The organism is Halorussus salinus, from assembly GCF_004765815.2.
Classification (GTDB): Archaea; Halobacteriota; Halobacteria; order Halobacteriales; family Haladaptataceae; genus Halorussus; species Halorussus salinus.
In genome coordinates, this window is the sequence record NZ_ML974128.1 from 106,079 (window position 1) to 128,901 (window position 22,823).

At 63.2% G+C, this 22,823-nt stretch carries 28 protein-coding genes and 1 tRNA gene; 19 read left to right on the top strand and 10 right to left on the bottom strand.

Annotated features, from left to right (window positions below):
• Positions 1–356 precede the first annotated feature (356 nt).
• On the bottom strand, positions 357–542 hold the full coding sequence (locus EPL00_RS08570; protein WP_238398185.1) for a PAC2 family protein: 186 nt from the start codon (positions 540–542) through the stop codon (positions 357–359).
• Between the two features lie 229 nt (positions 543–771).
• Between EPL00_RS08570 and EPL00_RS08575 the strand changes: the two genes are divergently transcribed.
• The 4 genes from EPL00_RS08575 to EPL00_RS08590 all read left to right on the top strand — a co-directional run bounded on the left by EPL00_RS08575 (position 772) and on the right by EPL00_RS08590 (position 2,473).
• Positions 772–845, top strand: a tRNA-Val gene (locus tag EPL00_RS08575).
• 251 nt (positions 846–1,096) lie between these two features.
• Positions 1,097–1,240, top strand: coding sequence for a hypothetical protein (locus EPL00_RS08580; RefSeq protein ID WP_162224184.1), 144 nt, complete (start codon positions 1,097–1,099; stop codon positions 1,238–1,240).
• Between the two features lie 111 nt (positions 1,241–1,351).
• Positions 1,352–2,044, top strand: coding sequence for a hypothetical protein (locus EPL00_RS08585; RefSeq protein ID WP_135853095.1), 693 nt, complete (start codon positions 1,352–1,354; stop codon positions 2,042–2,044).
• Positions 2,045–2,128: 84 nt separating this feature from the next.
• A complete protein-coding gene (locus tag EPL00_RS08590; RefSeq protein WP_135853094.1) occupies positions 2,129–2,473 on the top strand; it encodes a hypothetical protein in 345 nt (114 codons plus the stop codon).
• Between the two features lie 83 nt (positions 2,474–2,556).
• On the opposite strand, the gene EPL00_RS08595 is transcribed toward EPL00_RS08590, so the two are convergent.
• The 4 genes from EPL00_RS08595 to EPL00_RS08610 all read right to left on the bottom strand — a co-directional run bounded on the left by EPL00_RS08595 (position 2,557) and on the right by EPL00_RS08610 (position 4,807).
• Entirely contained in the window at positions 2,557–2,847 is a 291-nt protein-coding gene (locus EPL00_RS08595) for a hypothetical protein (protein WP_135853093.1), read from the bottom strand.
• Between the two features lie 227 nt (positions 2,848–3,074).
• Positions 3,075–3,638, bottom strand: coding sequence for a DUF7504 family protein (locus EPL00_RS08600; protein WP_135853092.1), 564 nt, complete (start codon positions 3,636–3,638; stop codon positions 3,075–3,077).
• Between the two features lie 2 nt (positions 3,639–3,640).
• Positions 3,641–4,315, bottom strand: coding sequence for a DUF7344 domain-containing protein (locus EPL00_RS08605; RefSeq protein ID WP_135853091.1), 675 nt, complete (start codon positions 4,313–4,315; stop codon positions 3,641–3,643).
• A 150-nt stretch (positions 4,316–4,465) separates the two neighbouring features.
• Complete coding sequence (locus tag EPL00_RS08610) at positions 4,466–4,807, bottom strand: lycopene cyclase domain-containing protein (RefSeq protein WP_135853090.1); 342 nt, start codon at positions 4,805–4,807, stop codon at positions 4,466–4,468.
• 181 nt (positions 4,808–4,988) lie between these two features.
• Between EPL00_RS08610 and EPL00_RS08615 the strand changes: the two genes are divergently transcribed.
• The 3 genes from EPL00_RS08615 (at position 4,989) to EPL00_RS08620 (ending at position 6,612) form a co-directional block, all read left to right on the top strand.
• On the top strand, positions 4,989–6,131 hold the full coding sequence (locus tag EPL00_RS08615; protein ID WP_135853247.1) for a CBS domain-containing protein: 1,143 nt from the start codon (positions 4,989–4,991) through the stop codon (positions 6,129–6,131).
• A gap of 107 nt (positions 6,132–6,238) precedes the next feature.
• Complete coding sequence (locus EPL00_RS23495; protein WP_202932581.1) at positions 6,239–6,394, top strand: hypothetical protein; 156 nt, start codon at positions 6,239–6,241, stop codon at positions 6,392–6,394.
• Between the two features lie 5 nt (positions 6,395–6,399).
• Complete coding sequence (locus EPL00_RS08620; protein WP_135853089.1) at positions 6,400–6,612, top strand: hypothetical protein; 213 nt, start codon at positions 6,400–6,402, stop codon at positions 6,610–6,612.
• Here EPL00_RS08620 and EPL00_RS08625 read toward each other — a convergent pair.
• Positions 6,609–7,610, bottom strand: a complete 1,002-nt coding sequence (locus EPL00_RS08625) for a phosphate signaling complex PhoU family protein (RefSeq protein ID WP_135853088.1) — start codon at positions 7,608–7,610, stop codon at positions 6,609–6,611. The two genes, EPL00_RS08620 and EPL00_RS08625, sit on opposite strands and share 4 nt — an antisense overlap.
• Before the next feature lie 271 nt (positions 7,611–7,881).
• Between EPL00_RS08625 and EPL00_RS08630 the strand changes: the two genes are divergently transcribed.
• From EPL00_RS08630 to phoU (EPL00_RS08655), 6 genes are all read left to right on the top strand, one after another.
• Positions 7,882–8,970 carry a PstS family phosphate ABC transporter substrate-binding protein gene (locus tag EPL00_RS08630; RefSeq protein ID WP_135853087.1) on the top strand — a complete coding sequence of 363 codons (1,089 nt, stop codon included), beginning with the start codon at positions 7,882–7,884 and terminating at the stop codon, positions 8,968–8,970.
• On the top strand, positions 8,967–10,040 hold the full coding sequence (pstC, locus tag EPL00_RS08635; RefSeq protein WP_135853086.1) for a phosphate ABC transporter permease subunit PstC: 1,074 nt from the start codon (positions 8,967–8,969) through the stop codon (positions 10,038–10,040). The genes EPL00_RS08630 and pstC overlap by 4 nt, the downstream gene beginning before the upstream one ends.
• Positions 10,037–11,659: a phosphate ABC transporter permease PstA gene (gene pstA, locus EPL00_RS08640; protein WP_135853085.1), complete on the top strand. Its 1,623-nt coding sequence runs from the start codon at positions 10,037–10,039 to the stop codon at positions 11,657–11,659. The genes pstC and pstA overlap by 4 nt, the downstream gene beginning before the upstream one ends.
• A 56-nt stretch (positions 11,660–11,715) precedes the next feature.
• Entirely contained in the window at positions 11,716–12,573 is an 858-nt protein-coding gene (gene pstB / locus EPL00_RS08645; protein WP_394352078.1) for a phosphate ABC transporter ATP-binding protein PstB, read from the top strand.
• Positions 12,574–12,697: 124 nt separating this feature from the next.
• Entirely contained in the window at positions 12,698–13,378 is a 681-nt protein-coding gene (gene phoU, locus EPL00_RS08650) for a phosphate signaling complex protein PhoU (protein ID WP_135853083.1), read from the top strand.
• Between the two features lie 84 nt (positions 13,379–13,462).
• Entirely contained in the window at positions 13,463–14,140 is a 678-nt protein-coding gene (gene phoU / locus EPL00_RS08655; RefSeq protein WP_135853082.1) for a phosphate signaling complex protein PhoU, read from the top strand.
• A 230-nt stretch (positions 14,141–14,370) separates the two neighbouring features.
• Here phoU (EPL00_RS08655) and EPL00_RS08660 read toward each other — a convergent pair whose 3' ends face one another.
• Positions 14,371–15,123 (bottom strand): sensor domain-containing protein, encoded by a 753-nt coding sequence (locus EPL00_RS08660; protein ID WP_135853081.1) that lies wholly within the window; start codon positions 15,121–15,123, stop codon positions 14,371–14,373.
• 252 nt (positions 15,124–15,375) lie between these two features.
• Here EPL00_RS08660 and EPL00_RS08665 point away from each other — a divergent pair, with 252 nt between their 5' ends.
• From EPL00_RS08665 to EPL00_RS08675, 3 genes are read left to right on the top strand one after another with little or no spacing between them, the layout of a single operon-like run.
• Positions 15,376–15,717, top strand: coding sequence for an ArsR/SmtB family transcription factor (locus EPL00_RS08665; RefSeq protein WP_368407941.1), 342 nt, complete (start codon positions 15,376–15,378; stop codon positions 15,715–15,717).
• Positions 15,714–16,109, top strand: a complete 396-nt coding sequence (locus EPL00_RS08670; RefSeq protein ID WP_238398159.1) for a hypothetical protein — start codon at positions 15,714–15,716, stop codon at positions 16,107–16,109. The genes EPL00_RS08665 and EPL00_RS08670 overlap by 4 nt, the downstream gene beginning before the upstream one ends.
• Positions 16,099–16,371: a DUF7521 family protein gene (locus tag EPL00_RS08675; protein ID WP_135853080.1), complete on the top strand. Its 273-nt coding sequence runs from the start codon at positions 16,099–16,101 to the stop codon at positions 16,369–16,371. The genes EPL00_RS08670 and EPL00_RS08675 overlap by 11 nt, the downstream gene beginning before the upstream one ends.
• Here EPL00_RS08675 and EPL00_RS08680 read toward each other — a convergent pair.
• On the bottom strand, positions 16,368–17,159 hold the full coding sequence (locus tag EPL00_RS08680) for a hypothetical protein (protein WP_238398160.1): 792 nt from the start codon (positions 17,157–17,159) through the stop codon (positions 16,368–16,370). The two genes, EPL00_RS08675 and EPL00_RS08680, sit on opposite strands and share 4 nt — an antisense overlap.
• A 171-nt stretch (positions 17,160–17,330) precedes the next feature.
• On the opposite strand from EPL00_RS08680, the gene EPL00_RS08685 reads away from it, so the two are divergent.
• Positions 17,331–18,020 carry a sensor domain-containing protein gene (locus EPL00_RS08685; protein WP_135853079.1) on the top strand — a complete coding sequence of 230 codons (690 nt, stop codon included), beginning with the start codon at positions 17,331–17,333 and terminating at the stop codon, positions 18,018–18,020.
• Positions 18,021–18,103: 83 nt separating this feature from the next.
• Here EPL00_RS08685 and EPL00_RS08690 read toward each other — a convergent pair whose 3' ends face one another.
• A complete protein-coding gene (locus EPL00_RS08690; protein ID WP_135853078.1) occupies positions 18,104–18,934 on the bottom strand; it encodes a DUF4097 family beta strand repeat-containing protein in 831 nt (276 codons plus the stop codon).
• A gap of 83 nt (positions 18,935–19,017) precedes the next feature.
• Between EPL00_RS08690 and EPL00_RS08695 the strand changes: the two genes are divergently transcribed.
• On the top strand, positions 19,018–19,227 hold the full coding sequence (locus EPL00_RS08695; RefSeq protein ID WP_135853077.1) for a hypothetical protein: 210 nt from the start codon (positions 19,018–19,020) through the stop codon (positions 19,225–19,227).
• A gap of 81 nt (positions 19,228–19,308) precedes the next feature.
• Here EPL00_RS08695 and EPL00_RS08700 read toward each other — a convergent pair whose 3' ends face one another.
• On the bottom strand, positions 19,309–21,534 hold the full coding sequence (locus EPL00_RS08700; protein WP_135853076.1) for a CDC48 family AAA ATPase: 2,226 nt from the start codon (positions 21,532–21,534) through the stop codon (positions 19,309–19,311).
• 328 nt (positions 21,535–21,862) lie between these two features.
• On the opposite strand from EPL00_RS08700, the gene EPL00_RS08705 reads away from it, so the two are divergent.
• Positions 21,863–22,816 carry a DUF7827 domain-containing protein gene (locus tag EPL00_RS08705; protein ID WP_135853075.1) on the top strand — a complete coding sequence of 318 codons (954 nt, stop codon included), beginning with the start codon at positions 21,863–21,865 and terminating at the stop codon, positions 22,814–22,816.
• Positions 22,817–22,823 lie beyond the last annotated feature (7 nt).

Below are 22,823 nucleotides of genomic sequence, written 5' to 3' on the forward strand. Positions count from 1 at the left end.
CACGGCTCGTCGGATGCGGTTTGTCCGACGGTGCGACCGCTTGCGGGTCGCGCCCTGCCGCGCGAGGGACGAGCGAAGCGAGGAGGTTGGGGAGGTGTGAGGCTGTTGCGGTGCGATTGCGGCGCTGTGCGGTGCAGTGGCGGTGCCGTGGCGGTCGGCTCCTCGGTTTCGGCTTCAGCGCGGTTCGCGGTCGCGGTGCAGGTTGCGGTGCAGTTTGCTGTTGCAGTGCAGTCTACCCATCTTTTCCTGTTTCTTCTAAATGAAAATGTCTTCTAGAGACTTCTATACCTGTCCGAATCTCAGCTACTGATACATGCCCGCTGGCGCGGCCCGCGACCCGTCGTCGCCCGGTTCGGTCATCTAGTGGGCGAGTTGTTCGCGTTCGACGCGGATCTCCTCGGCGTGGTCGTACAGGTCGCCGTCGTGTCGCCCTCCTCGTACGCCGTGACTTGCGGGAGTCCGGGGCAGTGGACGCTCCCGAAGAAGGTCATATCCAGCGCCTCGAACACGTGATCGGCCGTGATTTGCCCCACAAGTCCCATCCCGAGGAGCCCCTCCACGAGCGTCGGATTCTAGGACGGATAGCTCCTCGTGTATCTGTACGTGTCCCATGCCATCGCATCACGGGGTGAAAGACAGGAAGTGTGACGCGGGTGAGCGTCTGCCCGTCAGACGCTCTGTCAGAAACCGCTAGACTGCGACCGAATCCGAAAGCTTCAATTGTATCCCCGAGAAAGGGAGAAATGCGTCCGACGAAGACCGCACCAAAATGGGTTTGTGGTCTAGTTGGTTATGACACCTCCTTGACATGGAGGAGGTCGGCAGTTCAAATCTGCCCAAACCCACTACGCTCCCTCCGGTCGCGTTGACCGGACTTTCTCCGCCGTATTTTCGCGTTGAGAGTCGCAAACAGAAGCTCAACGGACAGTAGTAGTAACTCTGTCTTGATGCTCCGACTGAGAGTGCCGACGGTGAGATTCTAAAAGAAGTCGAGGCAAGGTGTCTCGACGGCAAAGCGTGGTGCCCCGGCCCGGACAATAGTGACCTGCCATGCTTCTCTTGCTACGGACAGACCAGCGAGAGGGAGGCTTAAGAGATGCCGGACGCTCGTCTCCTACTCGAAGGCGTCTCACCCGAAGAGATTACTGCAGGATTCTTGACGGACGTGATGGACACCGCCGACGAACACGAGCTACCGCTTGACGGTATCTCGCTTCTACAACAGGATCCCGACGAATAAGAAATACCTGCATTCTACTTTTCGTTAACTCCCTTGCTGTCAGAAGCATGGAAGTGAGTTACTCACTGAGTGAGGATAGAAATTTAACCTATCTTCACCTTACCTCAATCTATGGAAAGAGACTACTGGATTTCGGAACTTGGCCGTCTTTATGTTCGCTCAACTGAAGCCCACGAGGAAAACGATAAGGCGGCTATTGAGCCGCTAACAGAGAACTTCAACGAAGTTCTTCAAAATCTTAAAGAAGAGTTCCCCCATAACTCTATAGTTAATAATACTGACGAGGTAGAAGCTCGGGATGGTGGGTCATCAAATACTGGTGAAATCTTTGCCCCATCTCGACCAGATTACGTTTCAAACAATAGAAGGAGAACAAGCACGCAAACCTCTGATTCTCCATCACTACGGAGACCTTCTGCTCTCTTTGAGATTCGAAATCGTTGCGCACGTATGGCGAACGCGATAGGCTACGACCTTCCCGAAGCGGAAGAGAACGATGATGAAAACCGCATGGTGGTCGTTAAAGTCGATAATGACCAGTCGGTAGAACAGACTGTTTCACAGGACGTTACTGTCGAATCTACCATCGAGTTAATCAATTCGCTCCCACGTTCTAAAGATGAAAAAGAGGAAATGCGAGAGCTTTTGGACAAGCTTGATGAAGAGCTTTCGGGAGAGAACCCGGACAAAGGACGAGTAGAGAAGCTAATCCAGAAGGCTAAGATGATTAGCGAGGAGGTAGCGGTCAAGATGGCTGTGATAGCTATCACATCAGGCATGACAGATATTGTTAATGTATTATGACTTCTTAGGTGTCTTTCTGTCTTCTTCATTATTTTTACTTCATCCCTGTTCTTCTTTACGTGAGAACCCTTGGTTCCGATAGGAATGGCAACGGATACAGAGGGCTACGTCCCGGAGAAAACCCATGACGGCATTCCCCGTATCGACCCTACTGAGATTGAAGTTGGTAAGGAGGCGGAAGTGCTGTATGATGGCCGTCAAAGTCCCGGACGAGTAAGCAGACGAGGAGAAGTTAAGAAAGTAGAAGAGCAGGACGACGGACAACTACACATCAAAATACAGGACCGAGAAGATAGGTACACTCACCTTCGGCAGGTGAAGAATTTTGAGAAGTACCGAGTTACTTCGGAGTCAAGGGTTCGGAATACAGAGGTTGGAAGCTTGATAGCGGTCTATCAAAAACCCACTACATCGGTAGAAGGAGATTGACACCAGCGTTCAGTCTTTCCATCTTGTAGCCTCAATCGCGCAGTTATCGAAAATCGGATCAGGATGGGAAGACCCTGTTCAGGCTACAGATTGTCGAGGTGGCGTTTCTTGTTCTCGGCGGCTTGTTTGTGACTCTGCTCGTAGTAGTGCTGGTCGAGAACCCGCTTGCTCACGTTCATGCGCTCCGTGACGACGTGTTTCGGGACGCCACGGTCGAGGTAGTCGTTAATTGCCGACCGCCGAATGGGGTGCGGGCTAACCGCCGACGGGCATTCGTAGGCTTTGTACGTCTTCCGGGCCGCCCGGCAGTCGTTCAGGTCCTTGCCATGCGGACACTCCCCCACGTACTTGTAGAGGAGGACCGCCCGGTTCACGTAGTGGCGGAGCGTCTGTTTCGTGGGTCGTTCGTTCCTGCTGGTGAATAGTGGAGTTCGTCCATCTTGTTTATTATTGCTTGTCCGCTCGTTCGTCACTATATTTCCTGCGGGCAAGCTACTAATCGGACGACCCAACCTCCGTTTCACCTCAGAAAAGACTCCCTGAAAGCCCCGCAGGGAGCGCCTGAAACCGCCGTCGAGGACCGGACCGCGGGAACCCGCCGCTATCCGAGGTCGTACTCGTCGTCGCACATCGACCGAAGTCGCTCGAAGGTTTCGTCCGGAATCGCGTCGGGGTTCGCGCCGTAGACGCCGCGGACCTCCCGCGCCCGCACCCGGTTGGTCAGCGTCTGGAAAAACTGACAGAGCCGGTCGGCGTCGGCGTACATCAGGAGGACGCCGAGCGCGTCGAGGAGGACCCACCCCGACCCGGACTCGACGTGGGCAATCGCGTCGGAGAAGCGCATGGCGACGCCGGTCAAGTCGTTGGGATGCACGGGGTCGGTCGCCCAGAGGGCACCGTCGTAGTCGCAAGTCGTGGGGACGACCGGTACGACGCCCGCGTTCGCGGGGTCGAGACCGGCGCGTTCGAGTCGCGTTTCGAGGCGCTTCGGGTGGTCGCGTGCCGAAACCACCAGTAGCGTGTCGGTCGCGCGCGTCGGGAGGGCGGCGAGCGGGTCGGCGTCGGTGGGCGTGCGAACGAGCGTCTGGGACCCGGCGGGGGCGAACGCCTCCCTCGGGGAGTCGCGTCCGAGCGCACCGTCTCCGGACCGCACCGCCTCGTCCATCGTCAGGACTCCTGTACTTCTGGGGGCGTCTCGCCAGCGCCGCTCGCGTGGCGGGCGTAGTACGTGTGCGTGACCGCGACCGCGCCGTAGGCGGCGACGACCGCGGTCGCGAGGAGAACGTCGGCGACCAGCGAAAACGGCGGCAGACCGAGCCACGCGCCCGTCAGCAGTCCCAGTCCCCCGACCGCGAGTCCGAGGTACCAGTTACACCACGGGATGTCGGGTTGGGATTCGAGGTCCAGATACACGTCGAGTTGTTCGGCGGCGGTCGAAAGCTCCACGATGCCGCGGTTCTGGTTGTAATCGACGATGCCCGCGTCGTCCAGTTTCGGGAGGTGCGACTGGTAGAGGGCGGTGTACACGCGCTTGCGTTCCGCCGCAGAAATCGCATCGACCTCGATGTCGTTCTCCCACGCCGCGACCTGCTCGGCGAGTTCGGACAACTGGACCGTTTCGTCCGCACGCCTGAGGTAGTGGAGGGCGTATCGTCGTCGTCGGTTCTTCAGAACGTCGAAGACGAGGTCGCGAGAGAGTTTCGGTTCGGAAACTTCGTCCTCCTCGCTCTCGGATTCGACGATGTCAGAGACCTGCTGTGTCGCGACAGCGGAGTCCTGCTGGTCCGGAGTCTCCTCCGGTTCGGTACTTCCGGTTCCGGATGAGTCACCAATGGTGCTCATTAATATGCCACCCCTTGCTCGTAACCCAGCATGGATAGAACACATCGCCCGGATTAGCCTTTGTTATTCACCATTTACCTACTGACAATCGTTGCTTACGAACAGTTGCGCCGCTGTTTCATCCCGTTCCCCTCTTGCGGTAACCGCCACTTACTGGCGGTTTTCGACGGGTTGAGACGCTTCCGAACGCTCCCGCTCCCGAAGCGTCTCGTGGAGGCCGAGGACGAAGGCCGGAACGACCACCATGAAGATGTGTTCTTCGATTGGAATACCCAGTAGGTCGATTCCTGTCCGAAGTTCGATAGCGAAGACGCCGATATGGAGTGTGTACCAGTCCCACAAATAGGCGATTGGATACAACGCCGCGATAGTGCGGGCGGCTTGAACCAGCGCCCCGACTCGATAGAGGAGCCCTACTGCGACGGTTCCGAAGGCGACCTCGCTCGCGAGGTACGTATACTCGCCGAACACCGCGCCGATGTCGGGTATCACTGCCGACGATACGGGCGCTAACGGCAAAAAGTCACGGTGAGACTGTCCGGCGGCGGGTTCGACCCCGGAGAATTCGACCCGGAGGAGGGCCTTCATCACGGGAGGGCGGACGGTCCAATTCTCAGTAATCTGTAACCCGGCCAAGTTTCATTATTACTGGTGGCCTACGTTCGGGATGACGATGGACATCGCTGATATCGCAACGACGGACTACATCGAGTTGGAGGCCGAATCGAACGTCGGGAAGGCCCGCTCCATCTTCGAGGAGAAGAACCCGAAAGGAATCATCGTGACTCGCGCAGGCGGCTACGAGGGCGTTATCACACAGAAGCAACTGCTTCGCTCTCACATCGAGGACCACACCAAAGTCGATACACTCACCAAATCCGCACCGAAGGTCGAGCGAACCGACAACGTTCGCGACGTGGCACGCGCACTGGTCGAGGGCGGCACGAAAGTCGCCCCCGTCTTCGAGTCGGGCAACCTCTGGGGCGTCGTCGACCAAGACCTCATCCTCGAGGCGGTGCTGGAGAACCTCGACACGCTGACGGTCGAACAGATATACACCGAGAACGTCGTCTCCATCGCGGAGGACGCCACCCTCGGGCAGGCTATCAACCGACTTCGCGAACACGGCGTCTCGCGACTGCCGGTCGTGGACGACGACGGCTTCCTGACCGGCGTCGTCACGACCCACGACGTAGTGGAGTTCGCGACTCGAAACGTCGAGAAGACGACCCGTGGCGACCGGTCGGGCGAGGGCGACCGACTGCTGGACCTGCCGGTGTACGACGTGATGTCGAGTCCGGCTTCGACCACGACGCTGAACGAGAGCGTCCGCGACGCGGTCGAGCGCATGCTCGACAGCGACTACTCGGGTCTCGTCGTCACGCCCGAGGACGACGACCGCGTGGTCGGTGGTATCGTTACCAAGACCGACGTGCTTCGCGCGCTGTCGTACACCGAGGAGGACGTGATGGACGTGCAGATTACCAACGTCAACCTACTCGACACCCTCACACGGGACTCGATTCGGGAGTCCATCGCGGAGATTTCGGACAAGTACCAGAAGATGCAGGTTCGTCACGCGCACGTGCGCTTCCACGAACACAAGGAGAAGCTTCGGGGCACGCCGCTCATCCAGTGTAAGATTCGCCTCCGGACCAATCGCGGACAGGTCGCCGGGTCGGGCGAGGGGTACGGTGCCGAACAGGCGTTCAGCGTCGCCCGCGACAAGTTAGAGCGCAACGTCTTGGAGATGAAGGGCGTCGAGAGCGACCGCGAGTACGAGGGGCAACTCCTCCGAAAGCTCGGCGAACTCTGACCGCCCTCCATTTTCGGGCCGGAGCGCGAGGAGTCGGCGACCGGAACCGGCGATTCGCCCCGAACGTATCGAAGAACTGAATATTCCCGCCCCGGTAGCTCGTCCTGATGACAGACGACTCGAACGCGGTCGATTACTCGGGCGTAGTCGTTTACTTGCTGTTTTTGGTCGGTACCGTCTTCGTCGGTCCGCTGGAGGCGGTGGTGGGTCTGGCGGTGTACTGGCTGTTCGGCTCCGAGGAGACCGAATCGACGCCGCGATAACCCGGATGCGATTCGAGTACACACCGGAGCGAACGCCGTATTTACTGCTGAGCGCCGGGGGATTCGGACTCGCCGGTCTCCAGAGCTATCACCTCTGGACCGGTGAGGCGACCGGCTGGATTTCGGTTCTGGGTCTCCTCGCGTTCGTCCTTCAGGGTTGTTACTACGCGCGCGTCGGATTACAGGAAGAGAAGACGGCGGAGAACCGGCGAGCTTAGTTCTCGGGTCGCGGCGCGGCCTTCTGGAGGGCGGTCTCGGCGATGTTGCCCCCGTAGTCGGCGCTCCGGGACAGTGAGTCCACGACGAGACTGAGCTGTTGGGCGCGCTCGGCGTCCATGTCGCGGATGAGGTCGTCCACCTCGCGGGTGTGTTGGTCTATCTCGCGGACGTGTTCGCGGGCGTTGTTCCCGAGTCGGGTCGCCTCCGACCCGTCGTCTTCCAGCAGGGCGTCCATCGCCATCTCCACGATGTCGGCCGACTCGGCGTGGAGGTCTTCGAGGGCCGCGGCGACCTCGTCGGGAATCTCGCCGAGTTCCAGCGCGTGGTTGCCGATCTTCGCGGCGTGGTCGGCGACCCGCTCCAACTGGCGGGCGCTGGAGTGGTAGTCGAAACACGTCTCGCGCGGGAGGCCGATGTCGGCGGCGGTACTCGGGTTGCGGAGCGCCGACCGGAACACCCGCGAAATCATGAACCAGAGGCGGTCCACGTCGTCGTCGCGCTCGATAACGTCGGTAGCGAGGTCGTCGTCGTTCTCGACCAGCGCCGTCACCGCGTCCTGTAGCATCGTAATCGAGACCAGTCGCATCCGGGTGATGGCGTTGTGAATCGACAGTTCCGACGAGTCCAACAGGTCCTGTAGGACCACTCGGTCGCCGGTCTCCTCGATGACTTCCAATCCCACGAGTCCCTGCGTGGCGTCCCGGACCGTCCGGCGCTGGTCGGGGGTCACGCGAGTCGCTTCGAGGTTGATGATGTCGAACCCGCTGACGTACAGCGTGAACACCGTCCGCATGAGTTCGGCCCCTTCGAGGTCGGTGATGTCCACGGTGCCCTCGACCGTGTCCTCGGCCGTCCGCGGCGAGAGCAACAGCGAGTCGCCCTCCGGGTGGAACTCGACGCGGTCACCTGCCTCGATACCGTTCTCGGTCGCCCATCCCTTCGGAATCGAGACGGTGAACGTCGAACCGCCCGTGACTTGGACTTTCCGCGTCTCCATGTGACGAATCGTGGGTCGATGCACAATAAATCTATTCAAATCTATATACAGGGTGGTCAGCTCGCCGAAACGTCCCGGATATTCGTGAACACGCGGTGGTACGTCTCGGTCGCATTCACGTCGGCGATGCGGCCTCTCTGCCCCTTTGAGCCGTTTTCTCGATGCTTCCGCCCTCGAATCCGTCTGGCATAAACCTGATTATGGATGGGTAAGTACTTCTATATAGATATAATAGTAGGGTATTTACTTCGTCTCAGGCAAATCCCGTCCAATGCGGGAACGACCCTCTATCGACCGTCGAACGGTTCTCCTCGGTGGGGGCACTGCCATCGCATCACTGGCTGGATGCATTTCCACGAGTCCCACTCCACCGGGCGACCGAGGAGAACCGACACAGGACGAATCGTCGGACGATTCGTCGGTCGAACCGCTGAAGGTCGGCGGTTCGTCCACCGTGTATCCGATAACGAGCGACGCGGGGTCGGTGTGGAACTCGAACCCACCGGCCGACGACGAGGAGTACTGGGGGCCGAGCGAGTACGGAATCGACACCGACGAGCGACTGGCCAACTACTGGGCCAGCAAGTACGGTTTCGAGGGGTCGGGGTCGAGTCCGCCGTTCAGCATCTCGGTCAAACTGAGCCACTCCGGCACCGGACTCGAAAAGCTCGAAAAGGGCCTGCTCGACCTCGGCAATTCGAGCGCGCCGGTCGCCGCCGAGCTGACGAACCTCGGCGAAGAGGAGTTAGACGAGTTCAAGAACCACGTCGTCGGCGTGGACGCCCAACCCATCGTCGTGAGCCGGGAAATCTACGAGGCGGGCGTGACGCAGTTGACCGCCGAGCAGGTCCAGCAAATCTACCAAGGCGACATCACGAACTGGTCGGAGATAGACGCCTACGACGGTCCGGACAAGGAGATTCAGGCGGTCGGCCGCGCGGAGGGGTCGGGCACCGACACCGCCTTCCGGGCGAACATGCTCGGCAGTCCCGACGCGGACATGTCGGGCGTGGACGTTCGCAAGGGCCAGAACCAGAACGTCGAGACGGTCGTCGGCAAATCGACCAACGCCATCGCGTACATGGCGCTCGCGTTCGTCACCAGCGAGACGCCCGCCGTCAGCTTGGAGTTCGACGGGACAGTGTACGAACCCGGCAAGAACCTCGCCGACGAGAGCTACCCCCTCTCGCGTGACCTCCACTGTTACACCTACGGCGGCACCTCCGAGAAGGAGGCGGCGTTCCTCCGGATGATAATCCACGACTTCGGGCAGGAGAACTACGTGAAACCGGCGGGCTACGCCACGCTCACCTCGTCACGCCAGAAAGAAGAGTTACAGAAACTCCCGGACCCAGAATGATAGGGAGCATCGACGCGCGCGTCAGTTCGGTCCGAACGAGCGTCGAGGACATGGACCGGGGCGCGCAGTTCGTGGACGCCGCGGCGCTGGTCGCGATACTGGCCACGCTCGGGGCGTTCCTGTTCGCGCCCGCGCTGACGGTCTTCCCGCTCGGGGCGTTCCTCGCGGTCGTCCTCTACGGGTGGGTCGCCCATCAGGCCAACACCGCGAAGCTCCTGATGTTCCTGATGACGGGTTCCACGCTCGTCATCCTCGGTCTCATCACGGTGTATCTCCTCGTGCGCTCGGTTCCGGCGTTCCAGTTGATGGGACTCGACATCGTGACTCGCTTCGAGCAACCGTTCTGGAGTACGAGCGAGGGCGTCTTCTCGCTGGTCCCGATGATCTGGGGGACGCTGGTCACGACCCTGTTGGCGATGGCCATCGCCGCGCCGCTGGGCGTCGCGGGCGCGCTCTTCATCAGCGAAATCGCGCCCCGCTGGCTTCGGGAAGTCGTCAAGCCCGGCGTCGAAATCCTCGCGGGCGTCCCCTCCATCGTCTACGGCTACATCGGCTACGTCATCATCAACACGTACATGTCCGAGGAGTTCGGGCTGGCGAACTTCGGGAGCCTGTTCGCCGCCGGACTCATAATCGGCGTGATGGCGCTCCCGACGGTCGTCTCGGTCGCGGAGGACGCCATCGACAGCGTGCCCGAGTCGATGAAGAGCGGGTCGCTGGCGCTCGGCGCGACCGACTGGCAGACCATCAAGAGCGTCACCATCCCGGCGTCGTTCTCGGGCGTCTCGGCCGCGGTCCTGCTCGGCGTCGGCCGCGCCGTCGGCGAGACGATGGCCGTGACCGTGATGCTCCCCCACTCGCAGGTCCTTCCCCAACCGCTGTACGACGTGTTTCAGGGGACCGAGACGCTGACGAGCCTCATCGCCAGCCAGTACGGCATCGCCAGCGGTGACCAGATGGCCGCGCTGTTCGCGGCGGGCGTGGTGCTGTTCGTGACGGTCCTCGGACTCAGTATCGCGTCGCAACTCGTCGAGGCACACATGGAGCAGAAACTCGGAGGACAACGATGAGCTACGAGAACAGCGCGCTGGTGACCGACGAGTCGTCGACCGCCGAGCGAGTCGCCTCTTCCGTGGTGGGAATCGGCATTCTGACCGTTCTCCTCGGCTTCGCGTCGCTCTTCCAGTGGACCGACGTGGAGGGGACGCTTCTGGGCGTCGAACTGTTCGACCTCTTCGGGGCGTTCCTGACGCTGGGCGGTCTCGGCGTCCTCGCGCTCGGCGCGGCGTCCCGTACCGGACTCGTCGATACCTCGCCCGACCGGTCTGCTGGCGTCGTCACGGGCGGTCTGTTCGGTCTCGTCGGCTTCGTCGCTGGCGGACTGGTCGCCTCCCAGATGTTCGGACTCGGCTTCCTCGGCGGTGTCTTCGTGGGTCTCCTCGTCGGTCTCGGGGTCGCCGCCGTCACGATGTTCACCCGCGAGGACCTCGGTTCGACGCTCCCGGCTGGCGCGCTGGGCGTCGTCACCGGCCTCCTGTTGCTCGCCAACGTCCTCACCGTCGAGTGGCAGTGGGACCCGCAGAACTTCTCGGCGGTGTTCATGGCACCGGTCGTGGTGCCCGCGCTCGCGGTCTTCACCGGCCTGATACTCTCGTGGTCGGCCGCGAAGGCCTACGAGGGCTACGGGACGCGAGGGCGACAGGCCGGTGCGTACATGCTGGTCGGACTCAACGCCTTCGGGATGCTGGGCGTCCTCCTGTTGCTCGTCCTGTTCGTCGCCCAGAAGGGACTGGGCTACATGATGCAGGACATCAAACTCGGGCTGTTCAGCGAACCTGCCGTCTGGTTCCACGTGCCCGTCTTGGACGAGTATCTCATCTTCGAGATTCCCGGCCTCTGGTTCCACTGGCCGTTCACGATGAACGGCTACTCGCTGGGTTCCGAGACCATCAACGGCGTCCTCCCGGCCATCGTCGGGACCTTCTGGGTCGTGTTCGGCGCGGTGCTGTTCGCGGTCCCGCTCGGCGTCGGCGCGGCGGTGTTCCTCACCGAGTACGCCGAACAGGGCGGGTTCACCCGCGCGGTCGAAATCGCCACCAACGGGCTGTGGAGTACGCCGAGCATCGTCTACGGGCTGTTCGGCTACGCCTTCCTCGTGCCGCGACTCGGCAACACCGACTCGCTGCTGGCCGGGCAGTTGGTCCTCGGGTTCATGCTCCTCCCGCTGGTCCTCATCACCAGTCGGGAGGCCATCAAGACGGTGCCCAAGGAGTACCGCGACGCCAGCGCCGCGCTCGGCGTCAGCCAGTGGGAGACCATCAAGAGCGTGGTCCTCCCGGCCTCGATGCCCGGCGTCATCACCGGCGTCATTTTGGGGGTCGGCCGCATCGCGGGCGAGACCGCGCCGCTTCTCCTCGTGATGAACGGGAACCTACAGGCCATGTCGCCGATAAACGTCCTCGGCTCCTTCGAGTTCACCGCGGCCCCGCCGTTCATCTCGAACTCGGCGCTCCTCACCGCGCCGCCCGCGCTCCCGTACAAGCTCTACGGGACCATCACGGCTGGCGTGGTCAGCGACGAGCCGAAGTTCGGCTGGGCGACGGCGCTCGTACTCCTGATGGTCGTCCTGTCGTTCTACGCGGTCGGTATCGTGTCTCGAATCTACTTCCGGAGGAAACTCGAACAATGAGCAACGCAGAATTCCAAGAGAGCGGCCAGACCGACGAACAGTCCGCGAGCCAACCGATGACCGTCAGCGGCGAGAGCCAAGAGCAACTCGAAGACGAGTGGACCGAGTACGACTTCGAGGGTGCGCCCAAAATCTCGGTCGATAACTTGGACGTGTTCTACGGCGACGACCACGCCATCCAGTCGGTGTCGATGGACGTGCCCGAGAACAGCGTCACCGCGCTCATCGGCCCCTCGGGCTGTGGGAAGTCTACCTTCCTCCGGTGTCTCAACCGGATGAACGACCGCATCAACTCGGCGCGCGTCGATGGGTCGGTCGAACTCGACGGGAAGGAGATATACCAAGACGGCGTGAATCTCGTAGAACTGCGCAAGCGCGTCGGGATGGTCTTTCAGGCACCCAACCCCTTCCCGAAGTCGATTCGAGACAACATCGCCTACGGCCCGCGCAAGCACGGCGACATCAACGACGGCTTGTTGGACAAACTACTGGGCCGCGCCGACGAGGAGAAAGAGGACGAAATCGTCGAGCGGTCGCTCAAGCAGGCCGCGCTCTGGGACGAGGTCAGCGACCGACTGGACGACAATGCGCTCGGCCTGTCGGGCGGCCAGCAACAGCGCCTCTGCATCGGTCGGTGTCTCGCGGTGGACCCCGAGGTCATCCTGATGGACGAACCGGCCTCGGCGCTCGACCCCATCGCCACCGCCAAAATCGAGGACCTCATCGAGGAACTCTCGAAGGATTACACCGTGGTCGTCGTCACCCACAACATGCAGCAGGCGGCCCGGATTAGCGACCAGACCGCGGTCTTCCTGACCGGCGGCGAGTTGGTCGAGTACGGCGAGACCGACCAAATCTTCGAGAATCCCAACAGCCAGCGCGTCGAGGACTACATCACCGGCAAGTTCGGATAACGACGTTCTCCGACTGTCGCGGCCGGACACGGTGGAAATCCGGCCATCATCGACCGACGCCATCGGCTCGCCGCGACGCACGACAGACTCATCACGACAGCGAACGAAGGAGTCACGACTCCGCATGCCTCGAACCGGCTATCAAGACCAACTCGAAACCCTCCGCGAGGACGTGGTCGGGATGGGCGAGGAGGTCGTCGCGCGACTTCGGATGGCCCTCCTCGCGCTGGACCACCAAGACCACGACCTCGCGTGGGAGGTCATCGACGGCGACGACGAGATAAATCGTCGCTATCTAGACCTCGAACGGGACTGCATCGGGTTGGTGGCGCTCCAGCAACCGGTCGCCTCGGACTTACGACTCGTCGCCGCGTCGTTCAAGATTATCACCGACCTCGAACGCGTCGGCGACCTCGCGACTAACCTCGGCGAGTACGCGCTGTACGGCGACCGCGAGGTGTTCGACGGCGTGAACCTCCGGGACCTCGGGGAGGCCGCCGCCGGGATGGTCACCGACGCCGTGGCGGCCTACGACGACGCCGACGCCGCGGCCTGCGAGGAGCTAGCCGAGCGCGACGCCGACCTCGACCGGCGATGCGAGCGCGCCAGCGAACTCGTCGTCCGGGACCTCATCGAGACCGAACTCCCCGACGGTGCCGACTCCGAGGCGGTCGAACACCTCCTCCAAGACGTGTCGAAGGTCCTGCTGACGATTCGGGACTTAGAGCGCGTCGGCGACCACGCGGTCAACATCGCGGCCCGCACCCTCTACATGGTCGAGAACGACGACCGACTCATCGAGTAGTCCAGTCCGATACCGCGGGCGAAAGTGGGTCCGTCAGATGGCGCGGGCGAAAGGTACAACACGAGGACACGCGCATTCGTAGATATGCCCCGAGAGGACTATCAACAGCAACTCATCGACCTCCGCGAGAACGTCCTCTACATGAGCGAGGTCGTGATGGAACGGCTCCGGATGGGCTTAGACGCCCTCGAACAGAAGGACACCGACCTCGCGTGGGAGGTCATCGACGGCGACGAGGAGGTCAACCAACTCTACCTCGACCTCGAACAGGAGTGTATCGACCTGCTGGCGCTCCAACAGCCGGTCGCCTCCGACCTCCGGATGGTCGCGGCGTCGTTCAAGATTATCACCGACCTCGAACGAATCGGCGACCTCGCGACCAACCTCGGCGAGTACACCCTCGAAGCCAACCACGACGTGTTCCCCGAGGTGGACATCCAAGAACTCGGCACGCTCACCCTCGACATGATAGAGGACTCGATGATGGCGTACGCCGACGAGGACACCGACGGCTGTTACGGCATCGCCGAGCGCGACGACGAACTCGACGCGCGCTGTGAGCGCGCCAGCGAAATCGTGGTCCGGGACCTCATCGAGACCGAACTGGAGAACAACACCGAGGAGGAAATCGAACAGTTGCTCCAAGACGTGTCGCGGCTCTTGCTGACGGTCCGAGACCTCGAACGCATCGGCGACCACGCGGTCAACATCGCGGCTCGGACCCTCTACATGGTCGAGAACGACGACGAGCTTATCTACTAGGAACGACCTTTTCCAGCGGTCGAAGATTCGCCGGAGGCGAATCTTCTCTCTTGCAAAAGCTCGACCAAAAACGCTTCGTCACCCCCTCAGAAGCGCCTCCGGCGCTTCTTTGAGGGTTCCTCGGTCCGCTCGCTCGTCGCATTGCGCGGCGCGCCGCGCCGCGTCGCTCCTCGCTCGCGGTCGGACTGCTGGACGGAGGTGGAAAACTCGGCCGGCTCGAAGCCGGTTTCTCACCGCGACAGCGACGGGAGTTGTCCGTTCGTGCCGAGCATGAACTTCGTGTACCACGCCGAAAAGCGTGCGAGACCGTTGAGGAGGTGGAGCGAGACGATTCCCAACAGGAGGCCGAATCCGGCGACGCCGAGCGCGGCCGGGAGCGTCCGGACCTGCCACGACTCGATGTTGACCACCGTCTCGACGCCGACCAGCAGGTTCCGCCAGACGACGTACAGCGAGGGGTGGAACTGAATCGGCGCGTCGGTCACGAGACCCACGTAGACGCCGGGTTGGTCGTAGACCAGCGGGACCGCGAGCATGCTCACGGCGGTCACGAGCAGCGTCGTGACGGCCACGAACGCGGTGATGCCGATGACCAGCTTCGACCCGAGGTAGGCCAACGCCTTCCACGTCCCGAGGTCGGTGACGAGACGCTTCGCGCGGTCGATAATGGTCCCCTCGTCGGTCACGACCCACCCCGGCGACTCGACTTCGACCCCGAGGAGAACGGTTGCTATCTCGCGCTCGACGCTGGCCAGTCCCGTCGAGATGGCCAGCACCGCGAGCAGAATCGGGATGCCGACGACGGTGATGGCGAGGCCGACGCCGAGTGAGAGGCCGACCAATAGAAAGATAAAGTACGCCAATCCGAGCGGGAACGCGAGCGCCAGATACAGCAGATTCCGGTACGTCTGGAGCCGAAATGGAACGCCGAAGACGCCCCAGAGTCGGCTGGCGGAACGTCTGGAGAGGGTGTCGGTCGCCATCGAGATACGCCGATATTCTTCGGCGGCCATAATAAATTTTCGGACATTTGCACGCTCGGCGAGCGTCCGTAGTATTTTACACGACAGCCTACGAATCGACTCCCGGACGGGAATGCAACGTTGGCTCGACTCGCTCGGCGGTCGCTCGCGGACTCGACCCGCGCCCGGAGCGGCGCGTCTGCGCCCCGATTTCGTGGAGCGAGGAGACCGGCCCGGTTTCGCACGACGCCGACGGTCGGGGAGGACCTCGCCGTGAGCGAGACGGAACCCGCGGAGATGTTCGAGTTGCTCGACGACGAGTACGCCCGCACGATTCTCGTGGCGACCTACCGCGAACCGAAGTCCGCCGAGGCGCTCGCGGAGGTCTGCGACGCCTCGCCCTCGACCATCTACCGGCGGGTCGAGCGCCTCGAAGACCAGCGGCTACTGGACGCCGAACAGCGACTCGACCCGGACGGCCACCACTACGAGGTCTACGGCGCGTGTCTCCAGCGCGTCACGGTCGAGTTGACCGAGGAGGGAATCGACATCGACGTGGACCGCGACGAGGACGCGGTCGACCGCTTCACTAGACTCTACGAGGGGTTCAAATGACGCTCGGTACCCTACTCCCGACGGCGAGCGCGACCGGGGTGTCGGACCTCGCGGCTCTCGGGACGGCGGTCGGCGGAGCCGAACCGGTCGTCCTCCAGACCGCGGTCGGCGGCTCCCAGCTCGTCGTCCTACTGGCGCTCGCGGGACTCCTGCTCGCGGCGGGCCTGTCGCTCGTCGTGGTGTACAAGCTCTTCGAGGGGTACCGCCGGAACGGGACCGGTCCGATGCTGGTCCTCGCGGTCGGTCTCGCGCTGTTGGTGACCGGTCCCATCTTCCTGCGCCTCGCGTTCGCCAACCTACTGGACGTATCGCCCGCGGCGCGGTCGCTCGCGACGACCGCCTCCGAACTGCTCGGTCTCGCGGCCATCCTGTACGCCATCTATGAACCCTGACATCACCACGCTGGCGGCGGCGCTCCCGGCGCTCGTCGGGCTGTTCGTCTCGTATCAGGCCTACCGGGGGTACCGCCGCCATGGGAGCGCGACGATGGGCCTCCTCGCGGTCGGTATCGCGTGTTTCACCGCGATTCCGTTCGCCGTCCAGTCGCTAGTCGCGCCGACGCTGGCGTGGTCGGACGCGCTGACCTTGCTGGCCGTCGTCTCGACGTACAACCTCGGTCTGGCGGCGATTCTCTGGTCGCTCCGCGGAGATTAGAAAGGAGTCCGAATCCCGACGCCGTTCGAGAGCGTCCAGTCGAGGGCGTGTTCCTCCTCCTCGGCGAACGATACCTCGCAGGCCCCGACGAGCGGAATCTCTCCGCGGTGGAAGCCCTCCCACCCCGTCCGATAGCGAGTGTCGTCCTCGATGCCGATTCGATACTCTCCGTCCGGGACCGTCACCGCCGCGTCCGCGGCAATTACCGAACCGCCGTCGGTAGCGAGCCTGCGGTCCGTCGAGAGTTGGTCGTCGCGGTCGGTTTCGACTTCGTGGGTGAGCCACGTGAACGCCGGGGCCTCCCGGTAGACGCCCCACGGGTCCACCTCGTAAGCTCTGTCGAGGAGCCGACCGGCGCTCCAGAGTCGGAGTTGGTAGCGCGCGTCGGCGTTCTTATCGGCCGTCCCACCGTCGTCCAGTCGATGCGCGAGGACCGCGGCGTCCTGCACGGCGAATCGGTGGTCAGGTACCACGTCTTCCTGTCGGGCGTAGGTGCCGACGAACTCGCCGGGGAACGACTCGGGGTCGGTCCACGGGAGCGCGGCGTCGCCGTACTCCTCGCGGGTTCGGTCGGCGTAGCTCGAAAACTCGTCCGGCGGGACGAACTGCGCGTCGTCCATCAGATCGAACTGGTCGCTGTCCGGCGATTCGAGGTCGAAGTCACCGCCGAAGTTGCCGCCGAGTTTCGTGCGGACGACCCCAACGTCGAGGTGGGCCGCACCGCCGACGAGCGTCCCGGCGACGGCGACGCCGCCGACTCGTTCGAGGAGCTTCCGTCTGGAGGGCATCGTTCCGAACCGGGGTACGCAGCGGCATATACGTTTCGTACCCGTGACATCTCCGGGCAGGTCGCCGCGAGGTGTCCGATTCTCCCTATAAAACTGTTTTCCCGAGTCGCCGCGCCAGCGACTCGCCGACCCCGTTTACGGAGGTATCCGTTCTCTTCCGACGTAGGAGAGATGACGACTACCGTTCGAGACGCCGCGACGACGCTCGTCGGCGTCCCCGTTCGCGCACAGACGTACCGCAATCTGGTGTACCTCGCGCTCGCCTTCCCGCTCGGGTTGGCGTACTTCGTTGGGCTGACCGCTGGCCTCTCGCTCGGCGTCGGTCTCGCCATCACGTGGTTCGGGATTCCGATACTGCTGGCGACGCTCGCGGGCGCGACGCTACTCGCGCGCTTCGAGGCCGAGTTGAGCAACCGCCTGCTCGGGACCGACGTTCGGACCCACTCGCTGGACGCCTCCGGCGGAGTCCTCGCGGCGACCAAGCGCCTCGTGACCGACGCCCGGACGTGGCTCGACGCGGCCTACCTCGTCGTCAAGTTCGGACTCGGTATCGTCTCGTTCGCGGCGCTCGCGACGCTGGGGTCGCTGGCCGGGTCGCTTCTGGCCGCGCCGCTGACCTACTCGTCGAACTTCTACGTCGGGCTTCGAGTCGGGACTCTCACGGTCGGACCGTTCGAATCGGGGCAACTCGTCGTGGACACGTTCGGCGAAGCGGTCGGCGTCGCCCTCCTCGGCGTCGTGGTCGCCGTCGCGTCGCTCCACGTCCTGAACGCCCTCGCGCGACTCTCCGGTACGATTACCGAGGCCCTCCTCGATATCGGGCCGTCGGACGCGACCGAGGAGTTCGCCGACGGGGACTGAGCCGAGAAACCATTTCTCGGGAGAACTGAGCCGAGAAACCGTTTCTCGGGAGAACTGAGCCGAGAAATCTTTTCGCGGAAAAATCAGAGTTCCGAAACGTCGATACTGCCGTTCTCGGTGACGAACCGGAGTTCCGGGCCGCCGTCGCCGAGCGTCCCCTGAACCACGTTCTCGGTCCGTAGGTCGGCCTCGAACGACGGAAGCCGGAAGTCCACGTCGCCGTTGTCGGTCTTCGCGACGAGCGCCGCGTCCAAGTCGCGCGCGACCTTCGCGGTCACGCTCCCGTTCTCGCTCCGGACGGTGGTGTCGTCCCGAATCGCCGGAATCTCGACCTCGACGCTCCCGTTCTCGGTGCGCACGTCGTCGATACCTTCGACGCCGTGGATGGTCACGCTCCCGTTCTCGCTCTCTGCGGCGACGAAGCCGTCGATGTCGTGGGCCTCGACCCGGCCGTTCTCGGTGACGAGCGTCGCGTCGGTCTCGACGCCCCGAACGTCCACGGTGCCGTTCTCGGTCCGGAGTCGTCCGATATCTACGCCGGAGGGGAGTTGGACGTGTACCTTCACCGATGGCTCGCCGCCGAGCCACGACCCGTCGCCGGTCTCGCGCGTCTGTACGGTGAGCTGACCGTTCTCGACGCCCATCTCGACGCTCACGTCGTCCAAGTCCACGAACACCGACCCCGACTGCTTGACCGTCTCGACGCGAATCTGGTCGTCGTTGGTCGGCCGGACGCGAATCTCGCCGTTCGTCCCGTCCACCGAGAGCGAATCGACCGACGCGGCGTCGAACTTGCGAGTGTTCTTCGTCCGTTTCCCGACGAACGGCGTCGCGCCGCTACAGCCCGAGAGAGCCGCGAGCGCGCCCGTCGCCCCGAGTCCGAGGAGCCGACGGCGCTGAGTGTCTACCTTCATCACGTTTCGAGATACTGTTCAGGCCACCATAAAGAAGGGAACACACTCGCAGGACCAGCGTCTGACCCCAACGTTTATCACGGGTGTCGAAATTACAGTCACGACCGCGACGCACCCCCGACGTTCCACGAGCGAGAGCCATCCTCGACCGTCCGCCGGAAAAGCACGTCCGACACGTTCTACCGACCAGCGCAATCGACCGCGAGCGAGGAGCGACGCGGCGCGAAGCGCCGCGCGACGCGACGAGCGAGCGGACCGAAGACCCCTCGAAGAAGCGCCGCAGGCGCTTCTGAGGGGGTGACGACGTGTTTTTCATGAAAGTTTTACCAGCGAGAAGATTCGCCGGAGGCGAATCTACGAGCGCAGTAAAAGTTTCATTGGAAGCCGATCCGCCCGCCGCGCCGACCTTGCGTCGGACTGGACGACCCGCCCTTGAACTCGTCTTTCATCTGCTCGTAGTAGTCCAGCAGGTCCTCGGTGATGGTCGGGCGGACGTTCTCCATCGCCTTCCGGAAGTGGCTCATCTCGACCTCGGTGGCGTCGTCGTCCTCGCGGAGCGCCTCGATGGCGGCCTCGCGGGCGATGGATTCGAGGTCGCTCCCCACGTACCCGTCGGTGATTTCGGCGATTTCCCGGAGGCTCACGTCGGCCGACAGCGGCGTGTCGCCCGTGTGTATCTTCAGAATCTGCTCGCGGCCCTCCTCGTCGGGTTGGCCGATCATGACGAGGCGGTCGAACCGGCCCGAGCGGATGAGCGCCGGGTCGATCATGTCCGGGCGGTTGGTCGCGCCGATGACCATCACGTCGCCCTTCTCCTCCAGTCCGTCGAGTTCCGTCAGCAGTTGGTTGACCACGCGCTCGGAGACGTTACTGCCCATCTCCTGACTGCGCGAGGGCGCGAGGCTGTCCAACTCGTCGAAGAAGATGACCGTCGGGGAGACCTGCCGGGCCTTCCGGAACGTCTGGCGGATGGCCTTCTCGGACTCGCCGACCCACTTCGACAGCAGTTGCGGGCCGCGGACCGAGATGAAGTTCGCGTTGGTCTCGTTGGCGACCGCCTTCGCCATCAGGGTCTTGCCCGTGCCGGGCGGGCCGTAGAGCAGGACGCCGCTGGGCGGGTTGATGCCCATGCGCTGGAACTTCTCGGGCGACGAGAGGGGCCACTCGACGCTCTCTTTGACCTCCTGTTGGGCCTGTTCGAGACCGCCCACGTCGTCCCACGAAATCTTGGGCAGTTCCACGAGGACTTCCCGCATCGCGGAGGGTTCGACCTCGTTGAGCGCGCCGTTGAAGTCCTGCCGTTTGACTATCATCCGGTCGATGAGGCTCGGCGGGATGTCCTCCTCGTCCAAGTCGATTTCCGGGAGGTACCGGCGCAGGGCCTTCATCGCGGCTTCTTTCGTCAGACTCTCGATGTCCGCGCCGACGAAGCCGTGGGTGTCGTTGGCGAGGTTCCCGAGGTTCACGTCGTCGCTGAGGGGCATCCCGCGGGTGTGAATCTGGAGAATCTCCTCGCGGCCCGTCTCGTCGGGCACGCCGATTTCGATTTCGCGGTCGAAGCGGCCGGGACGCCGCAAGGCGGGGTCAACCGAGTCCACGCGGTTCGTCGCGGCGATGACGATGACCTGCCCGCGCGATTCGAGACCGTCCATCATGGTCAGCAACTGGGCGACCACGCGGCGCTCGACCTCGCCGGTCACGTCCTCGCGCTTCGGCGCGATGGAGTCCAACTCGTCGATGAAGATGATAGAGGGAGACTCCTCGGTGGCGTCCTCGAATATCTCCCGGAGCTGTTGTTCGGACTCGCCGTAGTACTTCGAGATGATTTCGGGACCCGCGATGGAGAAGAAACTCGCGGAGGTCTCGTTAGCGACCGCTTTGGCGAGTAGCGTCTTCCCCGTACCGGGCGGGCCGTGAAGCAGGACGCCCTGCGGCGGCTCGATGCCCAACTTCTTGAAGATTTGCGGGTGCTTCATCGGGAGTTCGACCATCTCCCGGACGCGCTGAATCTCGTTTTCGAGACCGCCGATGTCCTCGTAGGTGATGCCGCCGCCGGTCTTCTCGAAGCCCGAAATCGGCTCCTCGCGCAACTCGACTTCGGTGTCTTCCGTGATGAGACAGACGCCGTCGGGGTCTGTCTCGACCGCGATGAGCGGAATCGCCTGTCCGGGCGACCGCATGAACGGGTGGTTGGTCGAGGACATCACGGGGACGATGTCGCGCTCGACCACCGGGCGCTTGAGAATCTGGCGCTTGACCATCCCGGCCGCGTCGGAACCGAACTGGACGCTGGCCTCCTCGGGCGGCGCGAGGACCAGTTTGTCGGCCTTCTCGGCCTCGGCCTTCCGAATCTCGACGCGCTCGCCGATGCCCACGTCGGCGTTCTGCCGGGTGAAGCCGTCGATGCGGACGGTGTCGGTGTTCCAGTCTTGGCGGTCCGCGCGCCAGACCTTCGCGGCGGTGGTGTCACCGCCTTCGATTTCGATGATGTCGCCCGGACTGAGCTTCAGATGCAACAGCGTGTCCGGGTCGAGACGGGCGATACCGCGACCCGAGTCGTTCGGGTACGCCTTTGCCACCTCTAATTGGACTTCATTCATGATTCAGTAATACGGGGATTGTTTGTCGATGCGCGCCCGCGAAGGATAAGTCCTTTGCTACCGGGGGATTCGTCCACTGACACGGCCGACGCGGTCGTCGCAACGGGGCGCATGCTATGGCTTTGCATACGAGTTCGCGCTACAAAGCCGTTTGGCCTTCCCGTGTACTTTGTGGCGGACCGCGGAACACTCGGGGCGGGCCGCGGGGAGAGCGACGACCGACCGGACCGGCGGACTCCTCGGCGACTGACCCGTCCGTCGAACCTTAAATCGCTATTGTAGCTTCCGCAACGGGTTTTGAACAAGCCCGTGTATCCTCGAGCGGAAGATGAAAGTGAGATACCGCGCCCTGATACTCGCGGCCCTCCTGTTGGTATCGACTACTGCGCCGGTCCTCGGCGCGTCGCCGGACGCGGAGTTCGGCGAGAGCGTCGTCACGACCGAGGCCGGTGAGACGGCCGAAATCGCCGTCACCCTCTCGGACACCGAGACGGCGACCGTCCGAATCGGCTCCGAGGCCGTCAACTACATCGCGACCGTCACACTTCGGGACGGAAACGGCGACGGGAACGTCGTCCTCCAGTACGACACCGCGAAGGCAGGTAGCGGCGGCGCGTTCGCCGTCGCCGCCGACGCCGACTCCGTGTCGGTGACAGACGAGACCGACCTCGGCGAACAGAGCGGTCTCGACGCCGGGACCTACGACCTCGCCGTCGCGCCCGGAAACGCCAGCCTCGAGGAGAAGACCGACGTTGCGACGCTCTCGCTCGCGGAGTCGGGGTCGTCCGACGCGAACACCGAAACGGAGACGACCGCTTCGAGCCAGTACGCCGGGCACGTCGCCGACATCGACGGGGGTGTCGTCGTCGCACCGGCCGTCAACCAGACGATTGCGGGCCAACTCGACATCGAACCCGGTACAGAGATACAAGTGACCGTGAAAGGGACCGAAGGCGTGCAGTTCCTCAAGTCCCGGCAGACGACCGTCGCCGACGGCGGTCGCTTCCGAGCGTCGTTCGACTTCTCGGACCTGCCGAGCGAGGGCGAGAACGCGACCGAGTTCCAGATCGCGGTCCGAGCGAACGACGAGGTACAGCGCGAGGCGACCGGCGTAGTTCGGTCGCCGCCGACCGCCGAGACGACGAAGCAGGCCGTCAGCGACGAGACGACAACGGCGACGGCGACGACCACCCAAGACGGGAGCATCCCCGGATTCTCGCTCGTCACGGGCCTCCTCGCGCTGGTCGGAGCGGCGCTCGTCGCGCTCCGACGCGCCGAGTAGTCTCCGT

What these genes read in the sequence shown, in the direction of transcription:
- EPL00_RS08570 (WP_238398185.1), bottom strand. Translation starts at nt 542, where the DNA reads ATGGGACTTGTGGGGCAAATCACGGCCGATCACGTGTTCGAGGCGCTG.
- EPL00_RS08580 (WP_162224184.1), top strand. Translation starts at nt 1,097, where the DNA reads ATGCCGGACGCTCGTCTCCTACTCGAAGGCGTCTCACCCGAAGAGATT.
- EPL00_RS08585 (WP_135853095.1), top strand. Translation starts at nt 1,352, where the DNA reads ATGGAAAGAGACTACTGGATTTCGGAACTTGGCCGTCTTTATGTTCGC.
- EPL00_RS08590 (WP_135853094.1), top strand. Translation starts at nt 2,129, where the DNA reads ATGGCAACGGATACAGAGGGCTACGTCCCGGAGAAAACCCATGACGGC.
- EPL00_RS08600 (WP_135853092.1), bottom strand. Translation starts at nt 3,638, where the DNA reads ATGGACGAGGCGGTGCGGTCCGGAGACGGTGCGCTCGGACGCGACTCC.
- EPL00_RS08605 (WP_135853091.1), bottom strand. Translation starts at nt 4,315, where the DNA reads ATGAGCACCATTGGTGACTCATCCGGAACCGGAAGTACCGAACCGGAG.
- EPL00_RS08615 (WP_135853247.1), top strand. Translation starts at nt 4,989, where the DNA reads ATGGACATCGCTGATATCGCAACGACGGACTACATCGAGTTGGAGGCC.
- EPL00_RS23495 (WP_202932581.1), top strand. Translation starts at nt 6,239, where the DNA reads ATGACAGACGACTCGAACGCGGTCGATTACTCGGGCGTAGTCGTTTAC.
- EPL00_RS08620 (WP_135853089.1), top strand. Translation starts at nt 6,400, where the DNA reads ATGCGATTCGAGTACACACCGGAGCGAACGCCGTATTTACTGCTGAGC.
- EPL00_RS08625 (WP_135853088.1), bottom strand. Translation starts at nt 7,610, where the DNA reads ATGGAGACGCGGAAAGTCCAAGTCACGGGCGGTTCGACGTTCACCGTC.
- EPL00_RS08630 (WP_135853087.1), top strand. Translation starts at nt 7,882, where the DNA reads ATGCGGGAACGACCCTCTATCGACCGTCGAACGGTTCTCCTCGGTGGG.
- pstC (WP_135853086.1), top strand. Translation starts at nt 8,967, where the DNA reads ATGATAGGGAGCATCGACGCGCGCGTCAGTTCGGTCCGAACGAGCGTC.
- pstA (WP_135853085.1), top strand. Translation starts at nt 10,037, where the DNA reads ATGAGCTACGAGAACAGCGCGCTGGTGACCGACGAGTCGTCGACCGCC.
- pstB (WP_394352078.1), top strand. Translation starts at nt 11,716, where the DNA reads ATGACCGTCAGCGGCGAGAGCCAAGAGCAACTCGAAGACGAGTGGACC.
- phoU (WP_135853083.1), top strand. Translation starts at nt 12,698, where the DNA reads ATGCCTCGAACCGGCTATCAAGACCAACTCGAAACCCTCCGCGAGGAC.
- phoU (WP_135853082.1), top strand. Translation starts at nt 13,463, where the DNA reads ATGCCCCGAGAGGACTATCAACAGCAACTCATCGACCTCCGCGAGAAC.
- EPL00_RS08660 (WP_135853081.1), bottom strand. Translation starts at nt 15,123, where the DNA reads ATGGCGACCGACACCCTCTCCAGACGTTCCGCCAGCCGACTCTGGGGC.
- EPL00_RS08670 (WP_238398159.1), top strand. Translation starts at nt 15,714, where the DNA reads ATGACGCTCGGTACCCTACTCCCGACGGCGAGCGCGACCGGGGTGTCG.
- EPL00_RS08675 (WP_135853080.1), top strand. Translation starts at nt 16,099, where the DNA reads ATGAACCCTGACATCACCACGCTGGCGGCGGCGCTCCCGGCGCTCGTC.
- EPL00_RS08680 (WP_238398160.1), bottom strand. Translation starts at nt 17,159, where the DNA reads ATGCCCTCCAGACGGAAGCTCCTCGAACGAGTCGGCGGCGTCGCCGTC.
- EPL00_RS08685 (WP_135853079.1), top strand. Translation starts at nt 17,331, where the DNA reads ATGACGACTACCGTTCGAGACGCCGCGACGACGCTCGTCGGCGTCCCC.
- EPL00_RS08690 (WP_135853078.1), bottom strand. Translation starts at nt 18,934, where the DNA reads ATGAAGGTAGACACTCAGCGCCGTCGGCTCCTCGGACTCGGGGCGACG.
- EPL00_RS08700 (WP_135853076.1), bottom strand. Translation starts at nt 21,534, where the DNA reads ATGAATGAAGTCCAATTAGAGGTGGCAAAGGCGTACCCGAACGACTCG.
- EPL00_RS08705 (WP_135853075.1), top strand. Translation starts at nt 21,863, where the DNA reads ATGAAAGTGAGATACCGCGCCCTGATACTCGCGGCCCTCCTGTTGGTA.